Raw genomic sequence first — 22,402 nt, 5'->3', positions numbered from 1 at the left:
CGGCTACTTGACGGCGAGGGCGCGGTCGACGGCGTCGTCGATCTCGCCCTTGACCGTGAGGCCGCTGATGACGCGCGCCTGACGCTGGCTGTCGATCACGAGGACCGTGGGGGACTCGGTGATCGGCACGCCCTTGGTGATCGCCTCGTAGCTGGAGAGCTTGGCGAGCGAGACGACGTGGGTGCGGACCTTGCCGTCGTGGCGGTCGACGCGGCTGACGGCGCGGCGGACCGAGCGGTCGTCAGCGGACTTGCCGTCCCACACGAGGAGGACGACGGTGCGACCGGCGTCGAGGTCGGCGAGGACCTTGTCGGCGCCGGTCTTGGCCTTGGTCTCGGGCTTGGCGGTCTCGGCCTGCTTCTCGGCCTTGGGCTCCGCCTTCGCCGTCTCCGCGGGCTTCGCGGCGGGCGCCGGGGTCTCCGTCGCGGCCGACGACTGGGCAGGGGTGGAGGACTCGGCAGCAGGCGTCGCGGACTCGGCGGCCGGGGTCGGCGCGGCGGCGACCTCCTCGACCGGCTTCGGCTTCAGCGCGACGAACCAGAGCGCGGCGAAGACGAGCACCGCGCCGAGCGCGATTCGCATGGGAAGGCTGACCTGGTCCACGCCCCTTCTTTCGGCTGCACGCACCGGATCTTGAGAACCGGCGCATCCTCGTCGGCGGTCTGCCAACGTTGCGCTCGCTTCATCTCCAAAGGGACTTCAGGGGAAGGGAACGGGGAAGGGACAGGGTGCAGAACCGGAGACTCACTACCTCACTGGTCGTCGCGGGAGCGACGATCGGCGGCCTCGCCGCAGCGGCGCCAGGCGCGCACGCGGCGGGCTTCACGTGCTCGGCGACCGCCGTCAAGGGCTCCGTGCTCGGGCAGCAGCTGCCCGCGCCGGTGAGCGCGAACGTCGGCGAGACGAGCTGCAAGGCGGCCAGCGCCGGCGGCGACTCGATCATCCCCGAGCCGCTCGGCGTGTCGGCCGTCTTCGCGCGCACGGCGTTCAGCGGGACGACGCCGCAGACCAACGTCGCGACGGCCGAGGGCGGCCTGGCGGACCTGCGGCTCCTGCCGCTGCCCGACCTGCCGATCCAGGCCCAGCTCGACCAGCTGGCCGCCTCGATCCCGAAGATCGAGATCCCGCTTGGCCCGCTCGCCGTCCTGCTCCCGCAGGCACCGAACGGCGCGCTGACGATCGACGTCTCGCAGGCGCTCCGTCCGCTGCTGCAGCCCAAGGGCGAGCTGCTGCGGATCAAGGGCGGCACGGCGAGCGCGGTCGCGCGGTGCGACGCGGGCAAGATGGACTTCACGGGCACCTCGCGGGTCCTCGGAGTCAGCCTGCTCGGCACCGAGCTGCCGGTCGACGAGCTCGTCAAGCAGACCGTCAGCATCGTCGGCGGCGGGTCGGTCAGCCTCGCCGACCTCGACATCACCAAGCTCGTGCCGCAGGGCATCGCGCCGGAGCTGTTCGTCGCGCTGCAGGCGCAGCTCAAGCCGCTGCTGCAGGCGGTGCGGATCCCGATCCCGAAGCTCCTCGCCGACGTCCGGATCACCCCGGGCAAGCAGGTGCGGACGGCGACGGGCCTGACCCAGACCGCGCTCGACGTGAAGATCGCGCTCGGCGGGCAGCCGATCCTGGACGCCCAGATCGGTGAGGCGAGCGTCGGCGCCGAGGGCATCGACTGCGCCGGCACGCCGCCGCAGTCGGTCAGCGCCGCGGCGCTGCAGTGCACGACGCGCCGGCTCACGCTGATCGACGTGTTCCAGCGCAACGGCCGCGTGCAGCTGTACGGCGCGGCCGACAAGCGGTACGTCGGGCGGACCGTGGACATCTTCTTCAAGGACACGAACAAGCGCGTGGCCCGGGCGAAGGTGCTCCAGAACGGCACGTTCAAGACGACCGCGGCGCTCCCGAAGCGCAGCGTCCGCGGCACGAACCGCGCGCGCTACCAGGCGCGGCTGGCGGCCGACAACAACAAGACCGAGGAGTCGCTGGACCTCAAGCTCCAGCGCCGGATGGTCGTGGAGTCGGTCCGCGTCGGCTCCGGCAAGGTCCGGATCTCCGGCACCGTGGTCAAGCCGCTCGCCAACCCGACCAGGACGATCGAGGTCCGCCAGCGGGTCTCCTGCTCGAAGACCAAGGTCGTCGCGCGCGTCAAGCCCAACTCCAAGGGCCAGTTCAGCGTGACCGTCGACGCGCCGCCGTCGCAGCTCGCGGCCGTCTACCGCTTCGCGACGTTCGTGCGGAAGAACACGGACAACCCGAAGACCTACCCGACGTTCACGCTGCCGCGGTACGTCGATCTCTCCTAGGTCCCTCTAGGAACCACGCCGTCGCTCCGTCGCCCCGGCCCCTTTCCGGCCGGGGCGGCGGAGGGCGGCGTACTCTCGGAGCCGATGGCGGACGAGCGCTTCGAGGAGCACCTGCTCTCCCCGCAGGGCCGTGGCCGGGACGTCCCGGGCGCGCGTGACGGCAGCGCTGGCGGCGCCGCGTGCGGGGACCTCGTCCGCATCTCGGTGCGGGTGTCCGAGGACCGCGTCGTCGATGCGGGCTTCGAGGCGAGCGGCTGCGGCGCGGTGATCGCCGCGGGCTCCGCGGCCGTGACGCTCGTGCTCGGCGAGACGGTGCTCGACGCCGCGCGCGTGGGCGTGCGCGCGATCTCCGAGGAGCTCGGCGGGCTGTCGCCGGGCAAGCTCCACGCGGCCGAGCTGGCGTCCGACGCGCTGGCGCGGGCGCTGGGGGAGGCCGCGGCGCGGGACGCCGCTGCCGAGCTCGTGCCCGGACGGGTGCTCGTCGCGACGAGCGGCGGGGTGGACTCGAGCGTCGCCGCGCTGCTGCTCGCGCGCGAGGGCCGCGACGTCGCGTGCGTGACGCTGGAGCTGTGGCGGGACCCGGAGAACGACGGGGAGCGCTCGTGCTGCAGCGCCGGTGCGGTGCGGATGGCGCGGATGGTCGCGCACGACGCCGGGCTCCCGCACCTGACGCTCGACCTGCGCGACGCGTTCCGCGCGGGCGTCGTGGATCCGTACGTCGCCGACCACGCCGGCGGCCTGACGCCCAACCCGTGCATCCGCTGCAACGGCCACGTGCGGCTCGACGCGATGCTCGACCTGGCGACGCGGCTCGGCGCCCGCGAGCTGGCGACCGGCCACTACGCGCGCGTGGGGGAGGACGGCCTGCTGCGGCCGGCGGTCGACGTGCGCAAGGACCAGACGTACATGCTCGCCGCGCTCAAGCGCGAGTCGCTGGCGCGGATGCGGTTCCCGCTGGGGTCGTTGACGAAGCCCGAGGTGCGCGAGATCGCCGCGGAGGCCGGGCTGGCGGTCGCGTCCAAGCCCGATTCGCAGGACCTCTGCTTCCTCGCGGGGACGGGGCGGAGCGCGTTCCTCGCCCGCCACGGCGGGCTGCGCGAGCGGCCGGGGGACGTGGTCGACCTCGGCGGGCGCGTGCTGGGCCAGCACCGCGGTGCGCACGAGTTCACCGTCGGCCAGCGCCGCGGCCTCGGCGTCAACGCCGGCGACGGGACGCCGCTCTTCGTCGTCGCGACCGACGCGCGCGCGAACACGGTGACGGTCGGGCCGCGCGAGGCGCTGGCGACGTCGCGCGTGCCCGTGCGCGGCGTGCGGCTCCACGCGCACGAGGACGACGTCGCGCGCGTGAAGCTCCGCTACAAGTCGACGCCCGTGCCCTGCCGCCTGCGGGACGGGGAGCTGCAGCTGCTCGAGCCGTTCGAAGGCGCCGCGCCGGGTCAGACCGCGGTCTTCCTGCGCGCCGACGACGCGATCGTGGGCTCGGCCACGATCGCGCGCGCCTAGCTCGCTCCACGAAGGTCCGAGCCGCCAGTTCGAACCGCCGCGGCAGGACTTCCGGGCCGCGTGCGCCATCATCTAGGGGTGACCTCGGACCAGATCCGCGAGCTGTTCCTGAACTTCATGGTGGAGCGCGATCACAAGCGCATCCCCTCGGGGTCGCTCGTCCCCGCCGACTACGACCCGTCCGTCCTGCTGACGACGGCGGGCATGCACCCGCTCAAGCCGTACTTCCTCGGCCAGGAGAAGCCGCCGCACCACCGGCTGACCTCGGTCCAGAAGTGCTTCCGCACGCCGGACATCGAGGAGGTCGGGAGCACGACCCGGCACCTCACGTTCTTCGAGATGCTCGGCAACTTCTCGATCGGCGACTACTTCAAGGACGGCGCGGTCGAGTTCGCGTGGGACCTGTCGCTGAACGGGTTCGGGTTCGACCCCGAGAAGATCTGGATCACGGTCTTCGAGGGCGACGACGAGCTGGGGCTCGGGCCGGACGAGGAGGCGATCGAGGCGTGGCTGAAGGTCGGCGTGCCGCGCGAGCGCATCGTCGGCTGCCCGCGCAGCGAGAACTTCTGGCAGGCCGGCCCGATCGGGCCGTGCGGGCCGTGCAGCGAGCTGTACTTCGACCGCGGGCTGGAGTTCGGCAAGCCGGACGACCTGCCGGGCGGCGAGAACGAGCGGTTCCTGGAGTACTGGAACCTCGTCTTCATGCAGTTCAAGCAGGACCCGGAGAACGTCCTGACGCCGCTGCCGGCGCAGAACATCGACACCGGCATGGGCCTCAACCGCATGGCCGCGCTCCTGCAGGGCGTCGAGTCGGTGTTCGACACCGACCAGTTCGTGCCGCTGATCCAGCTCGGCGAGCAGCTCTCGGGCAAGCAGTACGGCGCCGGCGACGCCGAGGTCGACCGCTCCCTGCGCATCCTCGCGGACCACACACGCGGCTCGTCGTTCCTCATCGCCGACGGCGTCGTGCCCTCCAACGAGGACCGCGGCTACGTCCTGCGCCGTGTCATGCGCCGCGCGATCCAGCACGGCCGCCGGCTCGGCATGGAGCCCGGCTTCCTCGCGACGTACTCCGAGGTCGTCCGCGAGACGATGGGCGACGCGTACGGCGAGCTCGGCCGCGAGTGGGACGCGATCCAGCGCTGGCTGAAGGCGGAGGAGGAGCTGTTCGGCCGCACGCTCGAGCGCGGCACCAAGCTGCTCGACGAGCTCATCGCGCGTGCGAAGGAGAGCGGCGACGAGGGCATCCCCGACGAGGCGGCGTTCCAGCTGCACGACACGTTCGGCTTCCCCATCGAGATGACGATGGAGATCGCCGCGGAGCAGGGCGTCGGCGTCTCGCAGGAGGGCTTCGAGCTGCTGATGTCCGAGCAGCGCAAGAAGTCGCGCGGCGGCTTCGCGGAGGCGGGCCCCGGCAACGGCGGGCCGAACCTGCGCGATCGCGCGCTGGCGGTGGCCAAGTCCGTCCCGGCCGAGACCGAGTTCACCGGCTACGAGACGCTCGAGCAGCACACGACGGTCGGCGCCGTCGAGGAGCTGGGCGAGGGCACCTACATCGCCAAGCTCGCCGAGTCGCCGTTCTACGCGACCGGCGGCGGCCAGATCGCCGACAGCGGCGAGATCGAGTGCGAGGGCGGCGACTGCCGCGCGCGGGTGACCGACGTCGTGCGGCTCGGCTCCGACCAGGCGGTCGTCCTCGAGGTCGAGCAGGGCGTGCTGAAGCAGGGGGAGCGGATCGTCGCGCGGGTGTCGTCCGACGCCCGTCACGCGACGCAGGCCAACCACACCGCGACGCACCTGCTCCACGCGGCGCTGCGCGAGCGGCTCGGCACGCACGTCCGCCAGGCAGGCTCGTACGTCGGCCCGGACAAGCTGCGGTTCGACTTCACGCACGGCGAGGGCATGTCCGCCGAGGACCTCGCGTGGGTCGAGGAGAAGGTCAACGCGGAGATCCTCCGCGCCCAGCCCGTCCGCGCGCTGACGATGCCGCTCGAGGAGGCGCGCGCGCTCGGCGCGATGGCGCTGTTCGGCGAGAAGTACGGCGACGTCGTGCGGATGGTGCAGATCGGCGACGGCTCGTACTCGCGCGAGCTGTGCGGCGGCACGCACGTGCGCACGACGGCGGAGATCGGCGTCTTCAAGATCACGTCCGAGACCTCGTCGGCGGCGAACGTCCGGCGCATCGAGGCGCTCACCGGCCCCGGCGCCGTCGCGCTGCTGCGCGAGCACGACCGGCTCCTGTCGGAGGCCGCGACGCTCGTGCGCAAGCGCCCGGAGGAGGTCCCGGCGGCGGTCGCGGACCTGCAGGCCAAGGCGAAGGCGGCCAAGAAGGCGGCGGCCGCGGACGCCAGCACCGCGTTCGACGTCGACAAGCTCGTCGACGACGCGGTGCAGGTCGACGGCATCAAGGTCCTCACGGCGGAGCTGCCGCCGACCGACCCGAAGGCGCTGCCGGACCTGGCGGACAAGCTCAAGGGCAAGATCGGCGAGGGCGTCGTGGTGCTCGGCACGGTCAACGACGGTCGCGTCGGGCTGATCGTCACCGTCAGCCAGGAGCTGGTCGGCCGCGGCGTGAAGGCGGGCGACATCGTCAAGCAGGCGGCGCAGGTCGTCGGCGGCGGCGGTGGCGGGCGCCCGACGATGGCGCAGGCCGGCGGCAAGGACCCGGAGAAGCTCGGCGACGCGCTCGCCACCGCGCGCAAGGCCGTCGAGGCCGCGCTCGGGGCGTAGTGGCGCGCGTCCTCGCCCTCGACTACGGCAGCGCCCGGTGTGGGGTCGCGCTCAGCGACCCCACCGGGACGCTCGCGTCGCCGCTGCCGGTGGTCGAGCGGCCGGGCACGCGCCGCGGCTTCAACGCCGTTCTCGGGCTGGTGCGCGAGCACGGCGTCAGGACGGTCGTCGTCGGGCTCCCGCTCGGGCTGTCCGGCCACGACACCGACCAGACGCGCGAGACCCGCGAGTTCGCCGCCAGGCTGCAGGAGCGGGTCGGCAAGCGCGTGCGGGTGGTGCTCCACGACGAGCGGTTCACCACGCGGATGGCGGAGCGGTTCGGGGGCGCGGGCGACGAGGACTCGCGCGCGGCCGCGCACCTGCTGGAAGGCTGGCTCGCGGGACAGCCTGCGTCCCCTACCCTGGAGCCATGAGCCTCCACCAGCGCACCACGCGGGAGCAGCAGGTTCAGCCGGGCGGCGCACCGCCGCGCGTGACGTTCAGGCGCGACGCCGACGGCAACCTCGTCGCGGACGAGCCCAAGCCGGAGCTGAAGACGGCGGTCGAGGCGGCCGAGCGGCCGGTCACGCCGGACGATCCGCGCACCGGCCCGCTGCGCGACGTCCCACCGGTCGGGCCCGCCTGACCGGGCGCCGCCGGGCAGCCCGTTAGCCTCTGGGAGGCTTCGCGCCCCGGCTCCTGCCGCCGCCGCGCGCGAGCATCGCTTCTGCATGAGCCTCTTCGGACGACGAGACACCGGACCCCGCACGGCCGCGGATCGCGAGCGCGCACGGCGCGAGCGTGAGATCGCGCGCGCGGAGCGCGAGGGCCGTCCGATCCCCACGTTCGACGACGACCTCGACGCGGTCGACGCCGCGCCGGCGCTGCCGGAGTGGGAGACGCCGCCGCCCGCGGAGGCGCCGTACGAGCCGGTCGCCGAGGAGCCTGTCGCGCCGGAGCCCGAGGTCGCGCACGAGCCCGCGCCGCCCGCGGCGGACCTCGACTGGGATCCGTACGCCGCCGAGTGGGACCAGCCCGCGCCGCTCGACGCCGGGCACGACGCTCCGGCGCCGGCGCATGACCAGCACGACCCGTTCGCTCCTGAGCCGGCCGCGCCGCACGATCCGCACGAGCGCCCGGCGTGGGACCGCACCGATGCGTGGGACGTGATCCCGCCCACGCAGCCGCCCGCGAGCCGCGAGCCGCGGCCGACGCTGGGGGAGGAGCTGGGCGCCGTCGACCGCGGCGACGTCCCGCCGCCGCCTGCGGAGGAGCCGCGCGAGGAGGAGCCGCCCGCGTCCGCCGAGCCGCCCGCGCCCGCGCCGCCCGCGTCGCAGAGCTGGTTCGACGAGGACCCGCCGAGCGAGCGGCTCGCCGACGAGCCGGGCCAGGAGACCGTCGAGTGGGACGTCCTCGCCAACCGGCCGAAGGAGCGCCCGCAGCCGCCGACCGGCCCGGGCGACGCCGACCAGCCGACCGTCGAGTGGGACGTCACGAAGCACCTCGCGCGCGAGCCCGCGCCCGAGGCGCAGCAGCCGCCCGTGCCGAACGGCCGCAACGGCGCCGCGCACGACCACGAGGAGGCCGGCGAGCCCGCCGTCGCCCGCGGCCGCGAGCTCGAAGCGCCCGACCCCGTCGAGTCCGTCGGCCGCGCGACGCCGCGCGGCGACGCGTCCGCAGGCCCGTCGGCGGGTGCCGCGGGCGCAGCAGCCGGAGCCGGAGCCGCCGCGGGCGCCGCCGGCCGTCCCTCCGCCCGCGCCGCCGCGTCCGGTGGCGGCCGCTTCGGTGACGAGCACGTCCGCCCGACCCCGGCCCGCAAGGGCAACCGCGCGCGCACGCTCCCGCCGATCCCGCCCGGGCCCGGCGAGCGTCGCCGCCGCGCCGTCGGCCGCCCGCGCCGCGGGGCCATCGCCGCGGTGCTGCTGCTCGTGATCGTCGCGATCCTCCTGTACTTCGTCAACGCGATCTTCCAGCCGTTCAAGGGCGCCGGCACGGGCAGCGTCACGGTCACGGTCCCCGAGAACTCGAGCGTCGGCGACGTCGGCGAGCTGCTGGAGAAGGAGGGCGTGGTCGAGTCCGCGTCGTTCTTCACGCTCCGCGCGCGCCTCGACGGCGCGAGCCTCCAGGCGGGCGAGTACGAGCTCAAGCAGGACATGCCGTACGACGACGCGATCACCGTCCTGAAGGCGGGCGCGAAGGAGCCGGAGACGATCCGGGTCGCGATCCCCGAGGGGCGCGCGCGGCGCGAGGTCGTCCCGATCGTCGACCAGGCCGGGCTGCGCGGCTCGTACCTGCAGGCCAGCGAGAGGTCCAAGGACTTCAACGTGCGCAAGTACGGCGCGCCGAAGAGCACGAAGTCCCTGGAGGGCTTCCTCTTCCCGGCGACCTACGAGCTCGAGCCCAACTCCACCAGCCGCCAGCTCGTCGCCCAGCAGCTCCGGCAGTTCCGCACGGAGATCGAGAAGGTGTCGATGAAGCGGGCCCGCGCGCGCAACCTCGACACGTACGACGTGCTCATCATCGCGTCGATGATCGACCGCGAGGCGACGCTGGCCAAGGAGCGGCGGACCATCTCGGCCGTCATCCACAACCGGCTCCGGCAGAACATGCCGCTCGGCATCGACGCGACGATCCGCTACGCGACGCGCAACTGGAGCAAGCCGCTCAAGCAGTCCGAACTCGACATCGACTCGCCGTACAACACGCGCCGCCGCACCGGGCTGCCGCCGACGCCGATCGGCTCGCCGGGCCTGGCGTCGATCAAGGCCGCCGCGAACCCCAGCGACTCGGACGCGCTCTTCTACGTGGTCAAGCCGTGCGGCAAGGGCGCGCACAGCTTCTCCTCGACCTCGGAGGAGTTCGAGCGCGACGTCGCCGCGTACAACAAGAAGCGCGACGAGCTGGGCGGCAAGTCGCCGGTCGACTGCTAGTGGCGCGCTACGGCGTGCTCGGCTGGCCGGTCGCGCACAGCCGGTCGCCGGCGATGCACCAGGCCGCCTACGCCGCGCTCGGCCTCGACGGCTGGCGCTACCAGCGGCTGCCGGTCCCGCCCGAGGCGTTCGCCGAGACGGTCCGTGCGCTGCCCGGCGCGGGCTTCAGCGGCGCGAACGTCACGATCCCGCACAAGGAGGCGGCGCTCGCGCTGGCCGACGACGAGACGGAAGCCGCGCGCGCGATCGGCGCCGCGAACACGCTCACGTTCCGCTCCGACGGCACGATCCACGCCGACAACACCGACGCGCCTGGCCTGATCGCCGCACTCCCGGAGCCGCCGCGCCCCGGCCAGACCGCGCTGGTGCTGGGGGCGGGGGGAAGCGCACGCGCCGCGGTGTGGGCGCTCCGCGAGGCCGGCCTGCACGTCCGCGTGCACAACCGGACGCGCGCCCGGGCGGAAGAGCTCGCGGCCGATCTGGGGGCGGAGGTGGCAGGTGAGATCGTGCCCTGCGACCTGCTCGTCAACTGCACGAGCGTCGGCCTGCACGACCCCGACGCGAGCCCGCTCGCCGGCGCCCCGCAGGCCCCGATCGTCGTGGATCTGGTGTATCGGGAGGGTGGAACGCGGCTCGAGCGCGACGCGCGGGCCGCGGGCGCGCAGGTCGTGGACGGGCTGGAGATCCTCGTCCAGCAGGGCGCGCTCAGCCTCCGCGCGTGGTCCGGCCGCGAACCTCCCGTGGACGCCATGCGACGAGCTGCGCGGTCGTCCAGCTAAGGATCCGGCGCGAGCTGCCGATCAGCACGGGCAGTCGCATGCAGTACTCCCCCGCCGACATCTCCTCCCCGGACGCCGCCCAGTGGGACGGCGTCACGCCGCCGACGCGCCGCGGCGGGTCGGGCCGCCACGTCGTCGACGTGCTCGTCGAGCTCGGCTACGTCGACCGCATGAGCGCCGACCTCGCCATGGAGCAGGGCCGGGCGCAGGGGATCGGCCCGGAGAAGCTGCTGCTCGACCAGGGCCGCATCACGCAGGACCAGCTCGCCCGCGCGATCGCCGAGCGCCACGGCCTCGACCACGTCGACCTGACGCGCTTCCCGGTCGACATGGCCGCCGCGAACCTGCTCGGCACGACCGCCGCCAAGCGCTATGAGGCCGTGCCCGTCGCCTACGTGGACGAGCGCACGCTGCTCGTCGCGATGGCCGACCCGGCGAACGTCCTGGCGATCGACGACATCGCGATCATGACCGGCCTCGAGGTGCGCGCCGCCGTGGCGAGCCGCGAGGACATCACCGGCCTGGTCTCCCGCTTCACCCGCCTCGACGACGTCGTCGACGCGGTCTCGCTCGGCGATGACGACCCGCTCGGCAGCGACACCGCGGGCCCTGCGGACACGATGGACCTGCGCGAGTCGGCCGACGACCAGCCGGTCATCAAGCTCGTCAACCAGGTCATCGCCCAGGCCGTCGAGCAGGGCGCGTCCGACATCCACCTCGAGCCCGACGGCAAGGACCTGCGCGTCCGCTTCCGCGTCGACGGCGTGCTCCTGGAGTCGGCGACGATCCCCAAGCGGATGGTCAACGGCGTGATCTCCCGCGTGAAGATCATGGCCGACCTCGACATCGCCGAGCGCCGCGTGCCGCAGGACGGCCGCGTCGGCCTCACGATCGACGGGCACAAGATCGACCTGCGCGTCGTGACGCTCCCGTCCGTGCACGGCGAGTCCGCCGTCATGCGCATCCTGGACAAGGGCTCCGTGATCATGGAGCTCGACAAGCTCGGGATGGGGCCGGACGACCACAAGCGCTTCAGCCGCGCGTTCTCCCAGGCCTACGGCGCGGTGCTCGTCACCGGCCCGACCGGCTCCGGCAAGTCGACCACGCTCTACGCCGCGCTGGGCGTCATCAACACGCCCGAGAAGAACATCATCACGATCGAGGACCCGGTCGAGTACCAGGTCGGCGGCATCACCCAGGTGCAGGTGAACTCCAAGGCGGGCCTGACGTTCGCCGGCGGCCTGCGCGCGATGATGCGCGCCGATCCGGACGTGATCATGGTCGGCGAGATCCGGGACCGCGAGACCGCGCAGATCGCGATCGAGTCCGCGCTGACCGGCCACCTCGTCCTCTCCACGCTCCACACGAACGACGCGCCGGGCGCGATCACCCGCCTGATCGAGATGGGCACCGAGCCCTTCCTCGTGTCGTCGGCCATCGACTGCGTCGTCGCCCAGCGCCTCGCGCGGACGCTCTGCGAGCACTGCAAGCGCCCGACGACCGTGAGCGCCGAGGCGCTGCGCGAGAGCGGCTTCCAGATCCACGACGAGCACGAGGTGCACGTCCACGAGCCGGTCGGCTGCCCGCGCTGCGGCGGCTCCGGCTACAAGGGCCGCCTCGGCCTCTACGAGGTCATGACGGTGACGGACGAGATCCGCCGCCTGGCCATCGAGCGCGCCTCCGCCGACCAGATCGGCGCCGTCGCGGTCGCCCAGGGCATGCGCCGCCTGCGCGAGGACGGCCTCGAGAAGGTCCGCCAGGGCCGCACCTCGATCGCCGAGGTCGCGCGCGTCACCGGCACGTCCTAGCGCGGCGGCCCGCGGCGGACCGCCGGGTCCTCGCCGTCCGGCGGCAGCGTCAGCCGCTCGCCCGGCGCCACGCGGACGCAGCTCGAGCGCGCGAGCGACGAGGCCGAGTCATCCGGCGCGACTCGCCCTCCGCCGCGCCACAGGGGCATCCCCACCAGCGGGTCGGGGAGCACGACGTCGGCGCACTTGGGGACGCCGACCGCCGCGATGCCGTACGTCGTCCCGTCCGGCGCGAAGGCCGGTGGGTAGCGCTCGACCACGGTGATGCGCAGGCCCTGTGGCGTCGCTGCCGCGTCGACTCCGACGAACGGCGGCGGGCCGCCCAGCCACGCCACGCGCACGACGCGTCCGCCCTCGCGCGGCACCGCCACCTCGACGTCGTCGGAGTGGTCCTGGTCGCCGGTCGCGACCGGGACGACCAGCGGCCGTCCCCGATCGCGGGCGATCGTCAGCGTCGCCCGCTCGTTGGCGGTGCGCGCCACCGGCACGGCGGCGAGGAAGAGCCGGCCGCGGACCGCGACGCGCAGGGCAGCGCCGTCGGGACCGGTGAGTGTGACGCCCGCCTCGTCCGGTCGCAGCACGCCGGCGAGGACGTTCAGCCGCGGGCCGAGCTCGCGCATCACCAGCGCCCGCGGGTGCCGGCGCGAGTCGTCGTACCGGTTCGTGCACCCGTTCGTCCCGTCCGGCGGCGGGGCGAACGGCTGCCAGTCGCCGTCGTCGGGTGCGGGCGTGCCGATCAGCGTCGGGCCGTCGGTGAACGTGCCCCACGCCGGCGACCAGCTCCCGGTCTCTCCGGCCACGCGCCGCCCGGGCTCGACGCACAGCTCGCCGTCGATCCGGTAGGCGGTGAGTGCGACCGGCGGACCGCTGCCGGTCTGATCCGGCAGCGTCAGCGGGGCGCGGATCGAGCCCGGGACGACCGGGCGGAACGGTCCGTCGTTCGCGACCCGGCCGGTCGAGAAGTCGACGAGCCGGTCGCGGCCGCGCGCGTTGCGGAAGCGCAGCACGACGTCGCGCCGGCGGACCGCGCCGGACAGCACCGCCAGGTACGTCCGCGGGCTGCCCTGCACGGGCACGGGCCGCGGCGCCTGGCCGCGGATGGCGATCCGCACGCTCACCATCCCCTGGGGCATCACGCCGGCGACCACCGTCCGCGTCAGCCGCGTGGGGGCGGCGGCGCTGTCGGCGTACCGCTCGACGAGCAGCGGCGTCCAGGCGAACGAGCCGCGCAGCCGGCCGCAGATCACGCGGTCGCGCGGGCCGAGGGGGCGGGCGGACCCGTCGGCGAACCGCCGCACCAGGTGGCCGGCGTCGACCTGCCCGATCTGAATGCATCGGGCGGCGTCGTTGCCATCGCGCGGTTTGGGCGGCCGGACCCATGCGCGCGCCGCCCAGTCCGGTCCCCCGGCCGGGTCGGGGACGCGGGCAGTGAAGGCGTGCGCAGGCGCGGGCGCGACGGCGAGGGGCAGCAGGGTGGAGAGGACGAGGCGGCGCATGCGCAGGGCCTCCTTCCCGGCGGAGGCGCCTCTCACGCGCGGGTCAGGCGGGCGGGGCGACGGCGATCGTCACGTCGAACGGGTCCGGCCCGTCGGCCGCGACGACGCGGATGCGCGACGGGACGTAGGACGGGTCGTCGTACTCGGGCGTGACCTGACCGGTGACGTCGGTGCCCGACGCGGCGGTGGCGGCGAGCAGGCGACGATCGAGGCGCGCGAGGGCGCGGTTGGCCACGGGAGGGAGGAGGACCACGTTGTCCTCGTCCGGGCCGCCGCCCAGGGCGCCCGCGAGGAGCAGCGCGCGCTGCAGGCCCGGGCCGGGCGTGTCGCCCGGGGACGCCTCGTCGGACGGCTCCAGGTCGTCGAGCTCGTCGAGCTCCCAGCCGCTCAGGCAGTCGATCCCGACACGGACGAGCCGGTCCTCGCGGTCGTAGCCGAAGAGCACCCGCGCCTCGCCGTCGCCGAGCCCTGACGAGAACGCCACGACGCCGCCCTCGACCGCCGCGTGCTCCCACGTCTGGCGGGTGCTGGCGGCCAGCGCGGCGTCGAGCGGGCCGAGCACCGCCTCGTCGCCCGCCTCCAGCCGCGCGGCCATCGGCCCCGTCGCGAACGCGATCACCCCGCTGTCGACGAGCACGTCGCCGACCGGCTGCCAGGTCACCGGCTCGGCGTCCGGGTCGAGCAGCACGTAGGCCAGCTCGATGCGCTCGCCGCCGGCCGGGTCGTCGTGGAGCGTCACCGCGACGCGGCGCTGCCCCGCGAACGCGTCGCCCGGCAGCGTCCCGGCGCTGAAACCCCGGACGGCGACGAACGGGTCCAGCACCGCCAGGCGCCCGTCCGCCGGCACCTGCAGGACACCGACGTCGACGAGCCGCTCGGCCTCCTCGGCGCCCTCGTGCGCCACGAGGTCCGGCGGTGGTACCGCGTCGTCGGCCTCGAACGCGACCCGCTTGACGCGCCCGCGCCGGTCCAGCTCGACCACCGCGACGCCGCCGGGGCCCGCGATCTCGGCCGCCCGCCGGCCCAGCTCCACCGCGAACTCGTCCAGCCCGCCCTCGGCGAACGCCTCCAGCGCCGCTTCGGCGTCGAGACCGTCGAGCGCGCGCAGCGCCTCCAGCCCCGCGAGCAGGTCGGCGGCGACGAACGGCGCGTCCGCGATGTCGACGTGCCGGATGAGCCGCACCGTCCCGTCGGGCGCGTGGCGGAAGCCCTCGGCGCTCGCCTCGCCCGCGCCGGCGATCGCCAGCCACGCCGCCGGGACGTCCGCGACCTCCTCGGCCGTCAGCTCGTCGATCCCGTACCGCGTGCCGAGCTGCCACAGCAGGGCCGCGCTCAGGGTCTCGTGCCCGCGCCAGCGCTCCTCCGCCCACGCCCAGCGCCACCGCCCGTCGAGCGCGGCGTGGCCGAGCACGTCGATGCGGTAGCGCAGCTCGCCGCCCGCGGCCGCGGCGACCCGCTCGGCACGGGCCTGCCGGACGAGCATGGCGACCGCGTGCTGCTCGACCAGCTCGCGGAACGCGTCGGAGGGCGGCAACGGCGGTGCTAGAGGTCGCTCGGGGGCGCGACGTCGGCGGAGGACACGCCGTCCAGGTCGGGCGCGTCCCCCGACTCCAGCGCCGGCGGCTTGCGCTCGAACCCGGCCGCCTTGTAGGCGTCCTCCTCGTCGAGCGTCTCGCGCTCCAGCAGCTCGCGCGCCAGCGACTCCAGCTGGTCGCGGTGCTCGCGCAGCTCCTCGAGCGCCTTGACGTAGCAGTCGTCGATGATCCGCCGCACCTCGCGGTCGATCAGCTCGCGCGTCGCCTCCGACGGCCCGCCGTTCGTCCCCGGGAAGAACATCTGGTCGTCCTGCGGCCCGGGCAGCACCGAGACGAGGCCGATCTCCTCGTTCATGCCCCAGCGGCCGACCATCTGGCGCGCGATCCGCGTGACCTGCTCGAGGTCGGACTCCGCGCCGGTGGTGACGTTGCCGTAGATGATCTCCTCCGCCGCGCGGCCGCCGAGCGCGCCGACGATCCGCCCGCGCAGGTACTTGGCGTCGTAGCCGTAGCGGTCGGACTCGGGCGACTGGAACGTCACGCCGAGCGCGCGCCCGCGGGGGACGATCGAGACCTTGCGGACCGGGTCGGCGCCGGGCTCGAGCATGCCGAGCAGCGCGTGGCCGGACTCGTGGTACGCCGTCCGCTCGCGCTCCTCCTGGGAGAGCGTGATGCGGCGCTCGGCGCCGAGCAGGATGCGCTCCAGCGAGTTCGTGAAGTCCGCCAGGTTGGCCGACTGCGCGCCGCGCCGCGCCGCCGACAGCGCGGCCTCGTTGACGAGGTTGCGCAGGTCCGCGCCGACCATGCCCGGGGTGGAGGAGGCGATCGCCTCCAGGTCCACGTCCTTGTCGATCGGCTTGCCGCGCGAGTGGACCTCGAGGATCTTCTTGCGCCCGTCGCGGTCCGGCGGGTTCACCGTCACGCGCCGGTCGAAGCGGCCCGGGCGCAGCAGCGCCTGGTCGAGGATCTCGGGACGGTTCGTCGCGGCGAGGACGATGACGCCCTCCGAGCCGGTGAAGCCGTCCATCTCGGTGAGGATCTGGTTGAGCGTCTGCTCGCGCTCGTCGTGGCCGCCGAGGCCGCCGCCCGGGCCGCCGCGGGCCCGCCCGATCGCGTCGAGCTCGTCGATGAAGATGATCGCGGGCGCGGCCTTCTTGGCCTGCTCGAACAGGTCGCGCACCCGCGAGGCGCCGACGCCGACGACCATCTCGATGAACTCGGAGGCCGACAGGGAGAAGAACGGCACGTCCGCCTCGCCCGCGACCGCGCGCGCCAGCAGCGTCTTGCCGGTGCCGGGAGGGCCGCTCAGCAGCACGCCCTTGGGGATCATCGCGCCGAGCCGCCGGTACTTGTCCGGGTTCTTGAGGAAGTCGACGATCTCGACGAGCTCCTCCTCGGCCTCGTCGATGCCCGCGACGTCCTGGAACGTCGTGCGCTGCGCGTCGGCCTCGTAGCGCTTGGCCTTCGACCGGCCGAGGCCCGTCAGGGCGCCGCCGGCGCCGCCGGCCGCACGCCGCATGAGGAAGATGAACAGGCCGACGAGCAGGATCGTCGGGCCGAAGAAGAGGAGGAAGTCGAGGAAGACGCTGCGGCCGGAGTCGATCGGCTTCGCGTTGACCTCGATGTCCTTCGCGTCCAGCTCGTCCGACAGCTTGTCGCTGTTGACGAACGCCGGGAGCGTCGTCTCGAACTCCTTCTTGGCCTCGGTGTCCTCGTCGGCCGTCGGCGGCTTGAGCGCGCGCGTGAACTCGCCCTGGACGATGTCGCCCTGGGAGGTGACCTCCTTGACCGTGCCCGCGCGGACCTGGTCCTGGAAGTACGAGAACGGCACGTCGATCCGGTTGTCGTCGGGCACCTGGCGAGCGACGAGGATGTTGAGGAGGAGCAGGCCGAGGGTCAGCCAGAGCAACCACCGCGGGAACTTGAACCGGCCGAAGCGGCCGCCGCCGTTGCCGCCGCCTCCGGACGTCTTCTGCTGGGGCTCACGCCCGCCCTCGACCCGCCACGGCGTCTGGTCGGGGGCCTCCGGCCGCTTGGGCGGGCCGGGGGTGCGGGGGGTGGAGCGCGTGTTGGGCTCGGCCATGTGGGTCGGACCAGTGTGCCACGCCCACCGGCGATGGGCCTTAGCGGGCCTTTACCCGTGCACCCCCGGCCGCCGCGGCCCGCCCGTCCAACATCCGTCCAGCGCTTCTCGCGGGCCGGTCCAGGGCCCCCGCGCGCGTCCGATCAACCCGGGAGCCATGCACTTCGATTTCGCCGATCTCCTGCTGGAGGTCCTCGAGCGCCGCGCCTCGGACCTGCACCTCGCCGCCGGCTCCAAGCCGATGGTCCGCGTCCGCGGGCGCCTGACGCCGATCGAGGAGTACCCGGTGCTCTCGCCGACGGAGACCCGCGAGGTCGTGTACTCGATCCTCACGAACGACCAGCGGCAGCGGCTGGAGACCGACTGGCAGATCGACTTCGCGTACGCGGTGCCGGGCATCGCCCGCTTCCGTGTCAACGCCTACTTCCAGCGCGGCGCGCTCGGCGCGGCCTTCCGCCTGATCCCGCACGAGATCAAGTCGATCGACGAGCTAGGCCTGCCCGCAGCGGTGCACGAGCTCGTCCACAAGCCGCGCGGCTTCGTCCTCGTCACGGGCCCGACCGGCTCGGGCAAGTCGACGTCGCTCGCGGCGATGATCGACGCGATCAACCGGTCGCGCAACGACCACATCCTCACCGTCGAGGACCCGATCGAGTTCCTGCACCCGCACAAGTCGTGCTTGGTCAACCAGCGCGAGATCGGCTCGGACGCGCAGTCGTTCGCCCACGGCCTGAAGGCCGCGCTGCGTCAGGACCCCGACGTCATCCTCGTGGGCGAGATGCGCGACCTGGAGACGATCCAGACCGCGCTGACCGCCGCCGAGACCGGCCACCTCGTCTTCGCGACGCTCCACACCCAGGACGCGCCGCAGACGATCGACCGCATCATCGACGTCTTCCCGTCCTCCCAGCAGCAGCAGGTCCGCGTGCAGCTGTCGGTCGCGCTCCAGGGCGTCATCACCCAGCAGCTCCTGCCGACCGCCGACGGCCAGGGCCGCGTCGCCGCGTGCGAGGTCATGATCCCCACGCCCGCCGTGCGGAACCTGATCCGCGAGGGCAAGACGCACCAGATCCTCAGCTCGATGCAGACCGGCGCCGCAGCCGGCATGCAGACGATGGACGCCGCGCTGGCGACGCTCGTGCGGCAGGGCAAGATCACGCAGAAGCTGGCCGAGCAGCGCTCCTCGCACCCGGACGAGCTCCGCCGGCTCCTCGGCGCAGGCGGGCTCGTGGCCGCATGAGCACCTTCGCGTTCAAGGCGATCGACCTCGCGGGGCGCCAGTCGACCGGCGAGGTCGAGGCGGAGTCCAAGCAGGTCGTCGCCGACCAGCTGAAGGCCCGTGGCCTCGTCGTCCTGGACATCGCCGACAAGTCCGGGTCGAAGGAGATCAAGCTCCCCTGGTCGGACCGGATCAAGGCCGCCGACCTCACCGTGATGACCCGCCAGCTCGCGACGATGGTGAGCTCGGGCATGACGATCCTCAAGGCGCTGTACGTGCTGGAGGCGCAGACCGAGTGCAAGCCGCTCGGCGAGGTGCTCGTGAAGGTCCGCAAGGACGTCGAGGCCGGCCTGCCGTTCAGCGACGCGCTCGAGCGCCATCCGAAGGTCTTCAACCAGCTCTACGTGAGCATGGTCCGCGCCGGCGAGACCGGCGGCGTCCTGGAGTCGTCGCTGCTGCGCACGGCCGAGCAGCTCGAGGCCGACGACTCGCTGCGCCGCCAGGTCAAGGGCGCGATGGTCTACCCGGGCGTGATCATGACGTTCGCGTTCACGGTGCTGATCGCGCTGGTCGTCTTCATCGTCCCGGTCTTCGAGGGCATCTTCGAGGACTTCGGCGGCGAGCTGCCGGTCGTCACGAAGATCACCGTCTCGCTGTCGGACCTGCTGACGTCGCGCTGGTACGTCTTCATCGCCGCCGCCGTCGGCACCGTGTACGGCTTCCGCCGCTGGAAGGGGAGCGAGAAGGGCCGCCAGCAGTGGGACACGCTGCGGCTCAAGATCCCCTTCAAGATCGGCGACATCGTGCAGAAGGTCGCGCTGGCCCGCTGGTCGCGCACGTTGTCCGCGCTGACGTCCGCGGGCGTCCCGCTGATGCAGGCGCTGGAGGTGACCGGCAAGACCTCCGGCAACTGGCAGGTCGAGAAGGCGATGACCGAGGTCATCGAGTCGGTCCGCAGCGGCGGCACGCTCGCCGGCCCGCTGAAGGACTCCCCGGTCTTCCCGTCGATGGTCACGCACATGATCGGCGTCGGCGAGGAGACGGGCGCGCTCGACACGATGCTCGACAAGGTCGCGGACTTCTACGAGGACCAGGTCGCCGCGGCGGTCAAGGCCCTCACCTCGATCCTCGAGCCGGTGATGATCGTCCTCGTCGGTGCGATCGTCGGCTTCATCGTCGTCGCGATGTACATGCCGCTCTTCAAGGTCTACGACCAGATCCAGTAGCGCCTCGGGGCGCTCGGCCGAGCGCCCTGACGACGTCCTGCTGCTCGCGTAGGCTTTACGCATGGCTGTGGACGTAAAGCGGGAGCCGGTCGCGCGGACGCGGATCTCCTCCAAGCACCAGGTCACGATCGCCAAGCCGGTGTTCGAGGCCGCCGGGTTCAAGGCCGGCGACACCCTCGTCGTGCGGGCAGTGGGTCCGGGGCGGGTGGAGCTCACGCGGCTCGACGAGCTGATCGCCAAGTACTCCGGGTGCGTGGACACCGGTGGTGCCTGGCGGGCGGAGGTCGAGCGGCTCCGCGACGAATGGGACTGACGCTCCTCGACACCTCCGCGGTGATCGCGTTCCTCGACATGGGGGACACGTTGCGCCCGAAGGCGATCACGGCCGTGGAGGACTCGCTGCGCCGCGGCGACCACTTGGGGATCTTGGCCGTGACGTGGACGGAGACGCTGCTCGGAGCGCACCTCGGACACGTGGCGGAGCCTGTGCTGCGCGAGTTCGTCGTGGACTTCTCCGTCCGGATCTTCGCCGTCGAGATCGAGACAGCCGAGCGTGCGGCCGCCCTCCAGCACGCGTACCGGCGGACGCGGAAGCGCGCGCCCTGGCCGCGGCTGCGCACGCCCGACGCCCTGATCCTCGCCACTGCGCAGGTCCGCCCCGACGTCGAGCGGATCGTCTGCGGCGACGAGCAGTGGACGAAGGTGCCGGGCGTCGAGGCGGAGGTCGTGCTCCTGAGCGCTCGCTAGCGAGAGCCGCGCACGCGTGCGTCGAACGCGACGCGGACCTTGCCGCTGGTGAGCGTGATGCGCGAGAGGCCGCCGGAGCCGGGCGGGCCGGTGATGCGCATGCGGGCGGTGTAGGTGCGGCCGCCGGAGGTGAACCGGCAGGGGCGTGTGCCCCCGGGGACCCACTGCTCGACGTAGCAGGCGCGGGCCCAGCGGGTCGCGGCGGTGCGGGCGGCGGTGCAGGAGATCGCCGCTGCCCGCAGGCGATCGAGCGTGAGGCTGGCCGTCGAGCGCGGGTCGGGGCAGGAGCGTGCGCGTGCGGGCGCCGGTGCGGCGTTCTCTGGCTGCGCGCGCCAGGTCGCCTCGACGGACTTGCACTCGGTGCTGCGCAGCTCGACGGTGCCGGTCCGCTCGCCCTCCGTGGGCGCGTTCCCCTCGATGCGATAGGTCGCGCTCCCGCTGGCGAACTCGCCCTCGTCGAGGAACGCGCCGGTCTCGGTCAGCGTCGCCGTGCCCTCGATCGGGATTCGCAGCGGCTCGCCGCCGCACGTGGTGGAGAACGCGAACGCGAACCGCACGGTCCGCTCGCCGACGGTCAGCGTCAGCTTCGCGTCCTGCGACGTCATGCCGGTGAACCGCTGCTGCTGCGCGTGGGCGGGCGCGGGCGCCGCCGCGAGCACGAGCGCGAACGCGGCGGACAGGAGCAGGACGACGGCACGGCGCATGCGGACCTCCTCGAACGGACGACGACTCTCGCGCAGGCGATACCCGGCGGTTCGAACAATAACCGTGCGGGTGGGGACCCTGGCTCCCGGGCGCGCTGGAACGGGACGGTGGCGCCGGGCCGTAGGCTGTGCGCGCCGTGGAGCTGATCGACCTCTCCATCGCGATCGACGCGCGCACGCCGTACTACCCGGGCGATCCGGTGCCGCGCGTGTGCCCGGCGACGACGATCGCGGGGGAGGGCTACGCGGTGTCGCGGCTCGACCTCGGGTCGCACACCGGGACGCACTGCGACGCGCCGAGCCACTTCCTCGCGGACGGACTGACGCTCGACGAGCTGCCGCTGGAGCGGTTCGTCGGGCCGGCCGTGTACGTCGACGCGACCGGGCTCGGGCCGCGTGGACGCATCACCTGGGAGGCGTTCGTTCCTACCGAACCGGCGCTCAGGCCCGGCGCGATCGTGCTCCTCCACACCGGCTGGGACGCGCGGCTGCACGAGGACGACTACTTCGACCATCCGTTCCTCGACGGCGATGCGTGCGAGGCGCTCGTCGCGCGGGGCGTCCGGACGGTGGGCATCGACGCGATCAACCTCGACGAGACGCCGCGCGAGCACTTCGACCGTGCGACGTTCCGCTGCCACCACGCGCTGTCGAGCGCGGGCGGCGTGATCGTCGAGAACCTGACGAACCTCGGCGCGCTGCGTGGCCGCGACGGCGCCACGGTGTCCGTCCTCCCGCTGAAGGTCCCCGGCTGCGACGGCGCCCCGACGCGCGCGGTGGCGATGGTCGGAGGCGAGCGGTGACCGAGGCGCCGCACATCGGGCCGACGCTCCGCGCCGCGCGCGGGCGCAGGAACCTCAGCCTCGCCGCGCTGGCGGAGAAGGTCGGCGTGACCAAGGGCTTCCTGTCTGAGGTGGAGCGCGATCTGGTGTCGCCGTCGGTCGGCACGCTGATCCGGATCTGCCATGCGCTGGAGCTCCCGATCGCGCAGCTGTTCGAGGGTGCCGACCAGCCGCTCGTCCGCGCGGGGGAGCGGCCGCCGATCGCGTTCGGCGGCATCGGCGTCACCGAGTACCGGCTGACGCCCGCCAGCGAGCAGCGCGTGCTCGTGCTGCAGTCGGAGATCGCGCCCGGCGGCGGCAGCGGCGACGAGCCGTACGCGCTGGCCAACGAGGTCGAGGTCGCGCACGTCCTGGACGGGACGCTCGAGATCGACCTCGACGGCGTCGCCCACACCCTCGCCGCCGGCGACTCGCTGACGTTCGGCGGCGGCACCCCGCGGCAGTGGCGCAACCCCTCCGCCGCGCTCCCCGCGCGCGTCCTCTGGGTCCTCGTGCCCGGCGCACTCGAGTAACGCGCCGTCTGC

At 73.5% G+C, this 22,402-nt stretch carries 19 protein-coding genes; 14 read left to right on the top strand and 5 right to left on the bottom strand.

The window, feature by feature from the left end; translation table 11 throughout:
* Positions 1-3: 3 nt before the first annotated feature.
* Complete coding sequence (locus AC1UE5_RS03820) at positions 4-582, bottom strand: hypothetical protein (RefSeq protein ID WP_482920751.1); 579 nt, start codon at positions 580-582, stop codon at positions 4-6.
* A 146-nt stretch (positions 583-728) separates the two neighbouring features.
* On the opposite strand from AC1UE5_RS03820, the gene AC1UE5_RS03815 reads away from it, so the two are divergent.
* The 8 genes from AC1UE5_RS03815 (at position 729) to AC1UE5_RS03780 (ending at position 12,026) form a co-directional block, all read left to right on the top strand.
* Positions 729-2,297 (top strand): hypothetical protein, encoded by a 1,569-nt coding sequence (locus AC1UE5_RS03815; protein ID WP_482920750.1) that lies wholly within the window; start codon positions 729-731, stop codon positions 2,295-2,297.
* Positions 2,298-2,381: 84 nt separating this feature from the next.
* Positions 2,382-3,800 carry a tRNA 2-thiouridine(34) synthase MnmA gene (gene mnmA / locus AC1UE5_RS03810; RefSeq protein WP_482920749.1) on the top strand — a complete coding sequence of 473 codons (1,419 nt, stop codon included), beginning with the start codon at positions 2,382-2,384 and terminating at the stop codon, positions 3,798-3,800.
* Between the two features lie 78 nt (positions 3,801-3,878).
* Positions 3,879-6,530, top strand: a complete 2,652-nt coding sequence (gene alaS, locus AC1UE5_RS03805) for an alanine--tRNA ligase (protein ID WP_482920748.1) — start codon at positions 3,879-3,881, stop codon at positions 6,528-6,530.
* The gene (ruvX, locus tag AC1UE5_RS03800) at positions 6,530-6,943 is read left to right on the top strand and encodes a Holliday junction resolvase RuvX (RefSeq protein WP_482920747.1); all 414 of its coding nucleotides are present in this window, start codon (positions 6,530-6,532) and stop codon (positions 6,941-6,943) included. Before alaS ends, ruvX begins: the two co-directional genes overlap by 1 nt.
* The gene (locus AC1UE5_RS03795) at positions 6,940-7,155 is read left to right on the top strand and encodes a hypothetical protein (protein WP_482920746.1); all 216 of its coding nucleotides are present in this window, start codon (positions 6,940-6,942) and stop codon (positions 7,153-7,155) included. The genes ruvX and AC1UE5_RS03795 overlap by 4 nt, the downstream gene beginning before the upstream one ends.
* An 85-nt stretch (positions 7,156-7,240) precedes the next feature.
* Positions 7,241-9,439, top strand: coding sequence for an endolytic transglycosylase MltG (gene mltG, locus AC1UE5_RS03790; protein ID WP_482920745.1), 2,199 nt, complete (start codon positions 7,241-7,243; stop codon positions 9,437-9,439).
* Positions 9,439-10,218, top strand: coding sequence for a shikimate dehydrogenase (gene aroE, locus AC1UE5_RS03785; RefSeq protein WP_482920744.1), 780 nt, complete (start codon positions 9,439-9,441; stop codon positions 10,216-10,218). Before mltG ends, aroE begins: the two co-directional genes overlap by 1 nt.
* Positions 10,219-10,256: 38 nt before the next feature.
* Positions 10,257-12,026 carry a GspE/PulE family protein gene (locus AC1UE5_RS03780; protein ID WP_482920743.1) on the top strand — a complete coding sequence of 590 codons (1,770 nt, stop codon included), beginning with the start codon at positions 10,257-10,259 and terminating at the stop codon, positions 12,024-12,026.
* Here AC1UE5_RS03780 and AC1UE5_RS03775 read toward each other — a convergent pair.
* The 3 genes from AC1UE5_RS03775 to ftsH are packed head-to-tail and all read right to left on the bottom strand — an operon-like array spanning position 12,023 to position 17,140.
* Positions 12,023-13,522, bottom strand: coding sequence for a hypothetical protein (locus AC1UE5_RS03775; protein WP_482920742.1), 1,500 nt, complete (start codon positions 13,520-13,522; stop codon positions 12,023-12,025). The two genes, AC1UE5_RS03780 and AC1UE5_RS03775, sit on opposite strands and share 4 nt — an antisense overlap.
* A gap of 43 nt (positions 13,523-13,565) precedes the next feature.
* Positions 13,566-15,056, bottom strand: a complete 1,491-nt coding sequence (locus AC1UE5_RS03770; protein WP_482920741.1) for a DUF6882 domain-containing protein — start codon at positions 15,054-15,056, stop codon at positions 13,566-13,568.
* A gap of 8 nt (positions 15,057-15,064) precedes the next feature.
* Entirely contained in the window at positions 15,065-17,140 is a 2,076-nt protein-coding gene (gene ftsH / locus AC1UE5_RS03765) for an ATP-dependent zinc metalloprotease FtsH (RefSeq protein ID WP_482920740.1), read from the bottom strand.
* A 157-nt stretch (positions 17,141-17,297) separates the two neighbouring features.
* On the opposite strand from ftsH, the gene AC1UE5_RS03760 reads away from it, so the two are divergent.
* The 4 genes from AC1UE5_RS03760 to AC1UE5_RS03745 all read left to right on the top strand — a co-directional run bounded on the left by AC1UE5_RS03760 (position 17,298) and on the right by AC1UE5_RS03745 (position 20,332).
* Positions 17,298-18,380, top strand: coding sequence for a type IV pilus twitching motility protein PilT (locus tag AC1UE5_RS03760; protein WP_482920739.1), 1,083 nt, complete (start codon positions 17,298-17,300; stop codon positions 18,378-18,380).
* Positions 18,377-19,585 (top strand): type II secretion system F family protein, encoded by a 1,209-nt coding sequence (locus AC1UE5_RS03755; protein ID WP_482920738.1) that lies wholly within the window; start codon positions 18,377-18,379, stop codon positions 19,583-19,585. Before AC1UE5_RS03760 ends, AC1UE5_RS03755 begins: the two co-directional genes overlap by 4 nt.
* Before the next feature lie 61 nt (positions 19,586-19,646).
* Positions 19,647-19,898, top strand: coding sequence for a hypothetical protein (locus tag AC1UE5_RS03750; RefSeq protein ID WP_482920737.1), 252 nt, complete (start codon positions 19,647-19,649; stop codon positions 19,896-19,898).
* A complete protein-coding gene (locus tag AC1UE5_RS03745) occupies positions 19,889-20,332 on the top strand; it encodes a type II toxin-antitoxin system VapC family toxin (protein WP_482920736.1) in 444 nt (147 codons plus the stop codon). The genes AC1UE5_RS03750 and AC1UE5_RS03745 overlap by 10 nt, the downstream gene beginning before the upstream one ends.
* On the opposite strand, the gene AC1UE5_RS03740 is transcribed toward AC1UE5_RS03745, so the two are convergent.
* Positions 20,329-21,036 carry a hypothetical protein gene (locus AC1UE5_RS03740; protein WP_482920735.1) on the bottom strand — a complete coding sequence of 236 codons (708 nt, stop codon included), beginning with the start codon at positions 21,034-21,036 and terminating at the stop codon, positions 20,329-20,331. The genes AC1UE5_RS03745 and AC1UE5_RS03740 overlap by 4 nt on opposite strands.
* 137 nt (positions 21,037-21,173) lie before the next feature.
* Between AC1UE5_RS03740 and AC1UE5_RS03735 the strand changes: the two genes are divergently transcribed.
* Positions 21,174-21,839 (top strand): cyclase family protein, encoded by a 666-nt coding sequence (locus AC1UE5_RS03735; RefSeq protein ID WP_482920734.1) that lies wholly within the window; start codon positions 21,174-21,176, stop codon positions 21,837-21,839.
* Entirely contained in the window at positions 21,836-22,390 is a 555-nt protein-coding gene (locus AC1UE5_RS03730; RefSeq protein WP_482920733.1) for a helix-turn-helix domain-containing protein, read from the top strand. The genes AC1UE5_RS03735 and AC1UE5_RS03730 overlap by 4 nt, the downstream gene beginning before the upstream one ends.
* The last annotated feature ends 12 nt before the right edge of the window (positions 22,391-22,402 follow it).

Source organism: Parviterribacter multiflagellatus, assembly GCF_056863265.1.
The sequence above is the reverse complement of the archived record's forward strand: the minus strand, read 5'-3'. Positions and strand labels throughout refer to the sequence as shown.

Coding starts and splice junctions, on each gene's coding strand:
- AC1UE5_RS03750 (WP_482920737.1), top strand. CDS start 19,647: ATGGCTGTGGACGTAAAGCGGGAGCCGGTCGCGCGGACGCGGATCTCC.
- AC1UE5_RS03740 (WP_482920735.1), bottom strand. CDS start 21,036: ATGCGCCGTGCCGTCGTCCTGCTCCTGTCCGCCGCGTTCGCGCTCGTG.
- ftsH (WP_482920740.1), bottom strand. CDS start 17,140: ATGGCCGAGCCCAACACGCGCTCCACCCCCCGCACCCCCGGCCCGCCC.
- AC1UE5_RS03795 (WP_482920746.1), top strand. CDS start 6,940: ATGAGCCTCCACCAGCGCACCACGCGGGAGCAGCAGGTTCAGCCGGGC.
- mnmA (WP_482920749.1), top strand. CDS start 2,382: ATGGCGGACGAGCGCTTCGAGGAGCACCTGCTCTCCCCGCAGGGCCGT.
- AC1UE5_RS03780 (WP_482920743.1), top strand. CDS start 10,257: ATGCAGTACTCCCCCGCCGACATCTCCTCCCCGGACGCCGCCCAGTGG.
- AC1UE5_RS03820 (WP_482920751.1), bottom strand. CDS start 582: ATGCGAATCGCGCTCGGCGCGGTGCTCGTCTTCGCCGCGCTCTGGTTC.
- AC1UE5_RS03775 (WP_482920742.1), bottom strand. CDS start 13,522: ATGCGCCGCCTCGTCCTCTCCACCCTGCTGCCCCTCGCCGTCGCGCCC.
- AC1UE5_RS03760 (WP_482920739.1), top strand. CDS start 17,298: ATGCACTTCGATTTCGCCGATCTCCTGCTGGAGGTCCTCGAGCGCCGC.
- AC1UE5_RS03745 (WP_482920736.1), top strand. CDS start 19,889: ATGGGACTGACGCTCCTCGACACCTCCGCGGTGATCGCGTTCCTCGAC.
- AC1UE5_RS03755 (WP_482920738.1), top strand. CDS start 18,377: ATGAGCACCTTCGCGTTCAAGGCGATCGACCTCGCGGGGCGCCAGTCG.
- mltG (WP_482920745.1), top strand. CDS start 7,241: ATGAGCCTCTTCGGACGACGAGACACCGGACCCCGCACGGCCGCGGAT.